1 protein-coding gene is annotated in these 617 nt (G+C 62.4%); it reads right to left on the bottom strand.

The features are described 5' to 3' along the window. On the bottom strand, nucleotides 1-617 hold a 617-nt coding region (locus LQR33_RS24110; protein WP_231470764.1), incomplete at both ends, for a type VI secretion system Vgr family protein.

Below are 617 nucleotides of genomic sequence, written 5' to 3' on the forward strand. Positions count from 1 at the left end.
ACCGGCTTGTAGTCGTAGCTGGCCAGCGAGGTGCCGCCGGGCACAATCTGGCGGGCGGCTTCCCAGTCGGTGAGGCCATCCTCTTCTTCCGTCGCATCGCTGCGGTGGAAGCGCACGCGCTCCAGCTTGGACGCCGGCAGGCTGTGGGCATCGTCAAACACAGCCAGCTCAACTTGCGGGCCGTCGTCATCCAGATGAACGAATCGCCAGGCGTAGCCTTCCTCATACAGCAGCCGGACAATGAAATCGAAATCGCTTTCTCGATACTGCACCGTGTAGCTGCGCGGCTGGGCGGGTTTGACTTGGATGTCCAGCGTCTGCACCCGGGTGAAAGCCGGATTGGCTGCCTGATGTTCCGAAAGGATCTGCTCGACGATGTCCGGGACGGACAAGTCCTGGAACACACGGGAGGTCTTGCGATGGCGCAGCAGCGCGAACGGCGGTTCGATGGTTAGCTCGTACTTGGCGAAACCACCGTCCGATCCCGCCAGCTTGGCTTGGCTGACCACGCCGCAGCGGATGGTTTCGTCGCCATCGGCATCTGCGATACCGATCCGAGCCGGCTGGCCCAGCAGCGTCTTGAGTTCGATATTGCCGTCTGGCGACAGGCAAGCGAG

This window comes from Chromobacterium piscinae, from assembly GCF_021129175.1.
GTDB classification, from domain to species: domain Bacteria; phylum Pseudomonadota; class Gammaproteobacteria; order Burkholderiales; family Chromobacteriaceae; genus Chromobacterium; species Chromobacterium piscinae.